Annotated in this window: 5 protein-coding genes and 1 pseudogene; 3 read left to right on the forward strand and 3 right to left on the reverse strand. The window is 74.0% G+C overall.

Going from position 1 to position 7,330, the window contains the following annotated elements:
* Window positions 1-3: 3 nt before the first annotated feature.
* The 3 genes from ACXJMZ_RS21585 to ACXJMZ_RS21595 form a co-directional block, all read right to left on the reverse strand.
* Window positions 4-861, reverse strand: coding sequence for a 5-oxoprolinase subunit C family protein (locus ACXJMZ_RS21585; RefSeq protein ID WP_457031703.1), 858 nt, complete (start codon window positions 859-861; stop codon window positions 4-6).
* Window positions 858-1,478: a 5-oxoprolinase subunit B family protein gene (locus tag ACXJMZ_RS21590; RefSeq protein ID WP_457031704.1), complete on the reverse strand. Its 621-nt coding sequence runs from the start codon at window positions 1,476-1,478 to the stop codon at window positions 858-860. Before ACXJMZ_RS21590 ends, ACXJMZ_RS21585 begins: the two co-directional genes overlap by 4 nt.
* A gap of 160 nt (window positions 1,479-1,638) precedes the next feature.
* Window positions 1,639-2,403 carry a LamB/YcsF family protein gene (locus tag ACXJMZ_RS21595; RefSeq protein ID WP_457031708.1) on the reverse strand — a complete coding sequence of 255 codons (765 nt, stop codon included), beginning with the start codon at window positions 2,401-2,403 and terminating at the stop codon, window positions 1,639-1,641.
* 775 nt (window positions 2,404-3,178) lie between these two features.
* Here ACXJMZ_RS21595 and ACXJMZ_RS21600 point away from each other — a divergent pair.
* The 3 genes and pseudogenes from ACXJMZ_RS21600 to ACXJMZ_RS21610 form a co-directional block, all read left to right on the forward strand.
* The gene (locus ACXJMZ_RS21600) at window positions 3,179-4,705 is read left to right on the forward strand and encodes a hypothetical protein (protein WP_457031709.1); all 1,527 of its coding nucleotides are present in this window, start codon (window positions 3,179-3,181) and stop codon (window positions 4,703-4,705) included.
* 186 nt (window positions 4,706-4,891) lie between these two features.
* The gene (locus tag ACXJMZ_RS21605) at window positions 4,892-5,767 is read left to right on the forward strand and encodes a hypothetical protein (protein WP_457031705.1); all 876 of its coding nucleotides are present in this window, start codon (window positions 4,892-4,894) and stop codon (window positions 5,765-5,767) included.
* Window positions 5,768-5,816: 49 nt separating this feature from the next.
* Window positions 5,817-7,330: pseudogene (locus ACXJMZ_RS21610) on the forward strand (hypothetical protein); the annotation flags it as partial.

The following is a 7,330-nucleotide window of genomic DNA, read 5'->3' on the forward strand; positions in this document are numbered from 1 at the left end:
GTGTCAGCGGGTGAGCGGCACGAACCGCACCGGCGTACCGGGGCGGGCCTGGGCGGCGGCGGGCAGGTCGGCGGCCGGCACGATGCCGATCACCGGGTAGCCGCCGGTGGTGGGATGGTCGGCGAGGAAGATCACCGGGCGGCCGTCCGGCGGGACCTGGACGGCGCCCAGCACCATGCCCTCGCTGGGGAGTTCACCCGCCCGGGCCCGGGGGAGCGGCGGGCCTTCGGTGCGTAGGGCGATCCGGTTGCCGGCGGCTGCGACCAGATACTGCGAGCGGGCCAGCAGCGGTCGGGCCGCCGCCGCGAACCAGTCCAGGTGCGGGCCTGGGTACAGCCGGAGCACCAACTCGTCCGGGGGCGCGGGCAACGGGACCAGCTCTGCTCGGCTCAACGGGAAGCGCGGCCCGACCGGCAGTAGCTGACCGGCCGTCAGCGGGGCCGGGCCGAGGCCGGAGAGCAGGTCGGCGGAGCGGCTGCCCAGTACGGGCGGGACGGCCGGACCGCCCGCCACCGCGAGATAGCTCCGGACCCCGTGGGTGGCCGGGCCGAGATCGAGCACCGAGCCGTCCGGTACGACGACCGCCGCCCCCCAGGCGACCGGCCGCCCGTCCAGCCGGACCGCCGCCGGTGCGCCCGTGACAGCGATCAGCTGCGGGCCGACCGCCCTCAGCGCCACGCCCCCGAGTGTGGTCTCCAGACCGGCCGTCCCGGCGGGGTTGCCGACCAGCCGGTTGGCCGCCCGCAGCGCGGGTTCGTCCAGTGCCCCGGCCCGGGGCACACCGAGGTGGGCCACCCCGCGCCGCCCCAGGTCCTGAACCGTCGTCAGCGGCCCGGGCCGGACCACCAGCAGGCCGATCACCCCGCAGCCACCGGCACGAACCGCACCCGGACGCCCGGCGCGAGCAGCGCGGCGGGCTCCCGGCCAGTGTCCCAGAGCACCACCGAGGTCCGGCCGAGCAGTTGCCAGCCGCCGGGTGAGGAGCGCGGGTAGACCCCGGTGTACGGTCCGGCCAGTGCGACCGACCCGGCCGGTACGGCGCTGCGCGGGGTGTCCCGGCGCGGCACCTCGTACGGGGCGGGCAGCCCGGTCAGGTAGCCGAAGCCGGGGGCGAAGCCGCAGAACGCGACCCGGTACTCGAAGGAGCTGTGCAGCCGGACGGCCTCCGCCGTGGAGCACCCCCAGAGCCCGGCGACCTCCGCCAGGTCCGCGCCGTCGTAGACGGTGGGCAGCTCGATCAGCGGGCCGTCGGCGGGCGGGTGCGGCGGCAGCTGCCAGCCGGCCAGCCGCTGCCGGGTCAGGGCCGGATCGGCGAGGCCGTCGAGCAGGACGGTACGGGCGGCGGGCACGATCTCGGTGATCGCCGGGAGTTCGTCCCGGCGGGCCAGCAGGGCGGCGTAGAGCGCGGCGACGCTCTCGCCGTCGGGGGCCCGCACCAGCAGTGCGTCGGCGCCGACCTGGCGGAACGTCAGGTGCATCAGAGCCTCCGTCGGTTGGGGGGTGGGTGAAGGAGCGATGTTGGGGTGCGTGGCTCGGCGGTGCCGAGGAGGGAGTAGCAGCGGAGCTGCGGCGACTGACGAGAAGCCGGCGAGGTGCGTGCCCCGGCGCCGCGACGCTGCCCACCAACCGACGGAGGCTCTAAACGAACGCCTCGACCCGTACCCCGGCGGAGGCGAGCGCGCCCCGGACCCGCCAGGCGAGCTGGGCCGCGCCGGGGGTGTCGCCGTGTACGCAGAGGGAGCGGGCCTCGACCGCGACCGGCTCGCCGCCGACGGCGGTGACCAGGCCGTCCCGGGCGATGCCGACCGCGCGGGCGATCACCGACTCGGGGTCGTGCACCACGGCCTCCGGGTCGCGGCGCGGCACCAGGGTGCCCGCCCAGGTGTAGGCCCGGTCGGCGAACGCCTCGGTGACCACCGGGAGTCCGACGCCCTCGGCCACCGTGAGCAGCCGGGAGCCCGGCAGGCCGAGCACCGGCAGCGGGCCGTCGCAGATCGCACCGGCCCGGAGCACGCCCGCGACCACGGCCTCGGCCTGTTCGGAGTCGGTGACCACCTTGTTGTACAGGGCACCGTGCGGTTTGACGTAGGAGACCCGGGAGCCGGCGGCGCGGGCGAAGACCTGGAGGGCGCCGATCTGGTACGCGATCTCGTCGGCCAGTTCCTCGGGCGGGACGTCCATCGGGCGGCGGCCGAAGCCGGCCAGGTCGCGGTAGGAGACCTGGGCGCCGATCCGGACGCCGCGTTCGGCAGCCAGCGCGCAGACCCGGCGCATGGTGGAGGGGTCGCCCGCGTGGAAGCCGCAGGCCACGTTGGCGCTGGTGACCACGGAGAGCAGGGCCTCGTCGTCGGTCAGGGTCCAGCGTCCGAACCCCTCGCCGAGGTCCGCATTGAGATCGATCACCGATTCGGTCACGCCAACGCCCGCCTCCCGCACCTGTCCGTCGCCGTTCGCTGGGGGTGATCGTAGGGCCTGCGCGCGGGCGCGTGTGCACGTGACCCGAGCCCGGAGCGCGCACCGGATGGTGCGAAGCACGATCAACAGCGGGATCACCCCGATGACTCCGAACGACATGTCGATGAAGCGCCATGCCAGCGGTATCCCGCGCAGCGGCCCGCAGATCAGGGCGAGCGGGATGATCGCGGCGCAGGCGATCATCGCCCACTGGATCACCCAGACGTTGCGGACCGGGTCCCGGTACGGCCCCCAGAACCCGATCGCGATCACCAGGTGCGCGAAGGCCAGCCAGTCGGTGCCGTAGGCGAGGAAGGGGTAGCGGACGTTGGTCTCGGCCACCCCCTCCCGGACCCGCTCGATCCAGGCGGCGGCCGCCGGGAAGTGCTCGGCCAGCGGTGAACCGGCCACCAGATCGGCCAGCCAGCGGGTCTCGGTCTCCAGCGGAAAGGCCGTCAGGCCACTGAGCACCAGGCAGACGATGAAGATGCCGATCCACCGCCGGACCCGGCGCAGGGTGGCGGCCTCGGTGGCCCTCTGATCCTCGGTCATGTCGCAAAACCCCCCATACGGGTAGTGCGGGTCGGGTTCACTGCCCCGGCCTGCGCAGAGCTGACTCTAAAGGGATAACTGAACATGTTCAACTCTCTTCGAAAACAGGGACAACCGGGGTCGTTTCGGACTCTGTCGGGATGAACCTCTAACCTTGACCACCGTGACCGCCATCGCAGACCGACCCACCGGGCAACCGCCCCGCCCGCCCGCCCCCGGCGTCGCCCGGCCCGCCCCGGGCCCGGCCGCCGACGAGGGGCTGGCCCGTCGGCTCAAGGCGCTGGCCTGCACCGCTCCGCTGCACGACCTGGAGAGCCGGAAGGTCAACCTGGCCGGCGAGTACAGCTCGTACGCGATGGCCGAGATCGGGCTCGCCGTGATCGACCTGGTCACGCTCAACATGGACTTCGACACCGGGGCCGACCGCGACATAGTGCTCGGCCGGCTGCACCCCCGGGTCGCCGCGCAGAACCCGGGCCGCCCCGTCGCCGAGCACGAGCGGGTGGCCCGCTGGGTGCTGGAGTCGCTGATCAACGTCGGCAGCGTGGACCGCGGCTTCCGCGCCGTCTACGGCACCTTCGGCTCCGACGGTTCGTACGTCCGCCGCGACTACGACTTCAAGCTGATCGAGGAGGTACCGGGCCCCGACGGCGGTGTCTACCTGCGCACCACCGACGAGGCGGTCAACGTCCTGGTCGGCGCCCTCGACACGGACGTGACGTCCGCTCAGATCGCCGCCGAGGTCAAGCTCGAGGTGTTGATCAGCCGGGGCCGGCTGGCCGACGCCCAGCTCGCGGCCGAGCAGGCCCGCTACCGCACGGTCCAGTACGCCGAGACGCTGCGCCGCGCCCTGGACGCCACCCGGCGCAACGTCCGCGCGGTGGACTGGATGCAGGCCGTCCCCGACCTGATCGACGAGGCGCTCGACCACATCGCCGACCGCTACCGGCACGAGAACGCGATCCTCACCAACATCCGCAAGGCCCGCGACGAGTCCGAGGACGCCGAGCAGAAGCGCCGGGCCGCCGAGCTGGTCGACATCGTCAAGGACTGCATCCGCCGCCACACCCAGCTGCAGACCCGGTTGCTGGAGGCCGGTCCGCTGTTCCGCGCCGAGCAGGACCGGCAGGCCTTCGCCGCCCCGACCGCGCGCAGCGGCATCGACCTGTACGGGCAGCTGCTCGCACCGCTGCTGGAGCTGCCGGTCGATCAGGCCACCCGGCCCACCGACGCGTTCTTCGCCCGGGGCATCGGGCTGCGCACCCCGGTCTCGGTCCGGGTCGCCGACCTGGTCGAGCTGCTGCTCACCCCGCCGGTCGAGCGCGAACACCTCGGCGCCGAGCTCCCCGACCCGGACCTGGTCGCCACACCCGACGACAGTCGCTTCACCGAAGCCCAGCTGGAGTCCGCCCTGGAGCTGCTCGACCTCCCGCCGGACGCCCCCCGACGGCTCTCCGGCCTGCTCGCCGAAGCCCGCGAGCGCGACGCCGAGCTGCCCTACCTGGTCGCGCTGCTCGCCGTGCACGCGGCCAGCCCGCCGGTCGGGACGGCGTACCGTCAGGGCGAGGAGCGGCTGCTCTTCGCGGTGGACGACGGGACTCGACTGGACGACTGGGAGTTCGGCGGGGCCGACCTGATCGTGGGCAGCGCCCTGCTCGACGCGGTCGGCATGGCTGCGGACCGCAAGGACGCCAGCTGATATGCGTGTCGGGTCATGCGAACAGGGGCGCGGGGAACTGCGCGAATCGGAAGGCAACCGATCCCGCAGGTTCCCCCGGAGAGCAAGCTGCACTGTTCCACCGTCGCGGAGTGGCCACCCGGAGACCTTCCGATTCGCGCAGTTCCCCGCGCCCCTGGGTGCACCAATCCATGAGGAGTACCGCCCGTGAGCACCGACACCTGGGAGCCCGAGGCTGAACCGCAAGCCGCCCCGGCGGCAGCCGCCCTCACCCCCGCCGACGTGGCCGACGCCGCGCGGCTGGTCTCGTTCGGCCTGCAGGCCAAGCTGCTCCCGGCCAGGGACGCGGAGTACGCCGACCTGATCCGCCGTCACCGCGAGGACCCGGCGTTCGCCCGGCTGGCCGACGCGGTGGCGACCGGTATGGGCCTGGTGGTGCTGGAGGTCTCCCCCCGGGCGGGCATGGCGGTGGCCGCCGACGAGGACTCGGTCTTCGCCGTCCGGATGGGCGACTACTCGCGCCGGGCCGCCGGCGAGACCACCGACCGGTTCCTGCACGGCCTCGCTCACCTCGCGGTGGCCGCGATGGCGTTCCCCCGCCCGGAGGACCTGGCCGACGACGGCTACCTGGGCCGGATCACCGTCAACGGCATCGACGCCTTCGTCCGGCAGGCCTGCCGCCGGCTGGAGGAGCGGGCCGAGGTGGAGGGCACCAACACCGACCCRACCACCGACGCCCCCGGCCTGGAGGCGGCCTGGCGGGTCTGGGCCCGCCGCTCCGCCACCGGTGCCACCAAGGACGCGCGCCGCCTGTCTGGCTCGACCATCGGCATCGTCTCCAAGGCGGTGCTCTTCCTGGTCGACTCCGGCTTCCTGCAGAAGACCTCGGACGACGCCGGCGGCACCTACCGCACCACCGCCCGCTACCAGCTCCAGGTCCGCGACCTGGCGAGCAGCGCCGCGATGGCCGAGCTGCTCGACCTGGGCGTGGTCCCGGTCAGCGACGGCACCGCCACCCTGCTGCCCGCCGACCACAGCGAGGAGCTGGTCGCCGACGCGGGTCTGCCGTTCCACTCCCTCTGAAGACTCCTCCGAAGTCCTGATCCACCGTCAAGCTGGAGAACCGCCGCACATGTACGAGCTCAACCGGGTCCGCCTGTACTCGATCGGACCGGCCGGTGCACGCTATGCCGACACGGTGCTCGACCTGCGCGGAGTCGGTGAGCCGGTGGCCGAACCCCGGCCGCAGCAGATCGGCCTGTTCGGCGAGGAGCCGGAGGGCCCGCAGCGGCGCCCGGCCCCGGCCGGTGTGCTGTTCCTGGAGAACGGCGGCGGCAAGTCCGTCCTGCTCAAGCTGATCTTCTCGGTGATGCTGCCCGGCCACCGCAACACCCTGGGCGGCGCCAGCTCCGGCGTGCTGCGCAAGTTCCTGCTCGCCGACGACTGCGGTCACGTCGCGCTGGAGTGGCAGCACACCGTCACCGGTGAGCTGGTCGTGGTCGGCAAGGTCAGCGAGTGGAGGGGGCGTCAGGTCTCGTCCGACCCGCGCAAGTTCGCCGAGACCTGGTACTCGTTCCGACCCGGCGACGGTCTGACCCTGGACGCGCTGCCGGTGGCCGAGCGGATCAGCCTGACCGGCGAGCAGCGGGTCCGAGGCCGTCGCCGCACCATGAAGGGCTTCCGGGACGCGCTGACCGAGGCGGGCAAGGCGTACCCCGCCCTGGAGCTGGTCTTCGAGGACGGCCACGACCGGTGGAACGAGCACCTCGCCGACCTCGGTCTCGACCCCGAACTCTTCCGCTACCAGCGCGAGATGAACGCCGACGAGGGCGAGGCGGCCGGCCTCTTCGCGGTCAAGCACGACGCGGACTTCACCGACCTGCTGCTGCGCGCCGTCACCGACACCCGGGACACCGACGGCCTGGCCGACCTGGTGCACGGCTTCGCCGCCAAGCTCGGCCGTCGCTCCGAGCTCACCGCCGAGCGTGACTTCACCGCAGGCTCGGTCGACCTGCTGCAGCGGATCATCGACGCCACCACGGCGCGCGAGTCGGTCCGCGAGCTGCACCGCACCACCGAGCGCCGCACCCGCAGGCTCGCCCACGCGCTGGCCGCCCGGGGCGGCGCCGAGCGCGATCGGGCGCACGACCTGGCGATCGAGGTGGCGGCCGCCGCGAGCGCCGTCACCGCCGCCGAGGCCGACCGCACCCGGCACTCGCTGATCACCGCCGAGCTGACCTACCGTCACGCCACCCTCGGCCTGGCCGCCGCCACCACCGACGCGGCTGCCCTGCGCCGCGAGCTCACCGAGGCCCGTACGCTGCACGCTGCCTGGCAGGCCGCCGAGGCGGTTCTGCGCCAACGCGCCGCCACCGACCGGGTGGCCCGGGTCGCGGTCGCGATCCGGGAGGCCGAGCTGGACGCCGCCCCCGCGCTGGCTGCCCGGGCCCGCGCGGCCGGAGCGCTGGCCCGTGCGCTGGAGACCGCGGCCGGGGCGGCCGAGACCCGCGCCGACCAGGAGGAGCTGCGGGCCGGGGAGTTGCAGTCCGACGGCGCCACCGCGCAGGCCGAGGCCACCGCCGCCGCGACCGCCGCCCAGAAGGCCCGCTCCGAGGCGGGCCACCTCGGCCAGCGGCTGGCCGAGGT

It is taken from the genome of Kitasatospora sp. P5_F3, assembly GCF_054049135.1.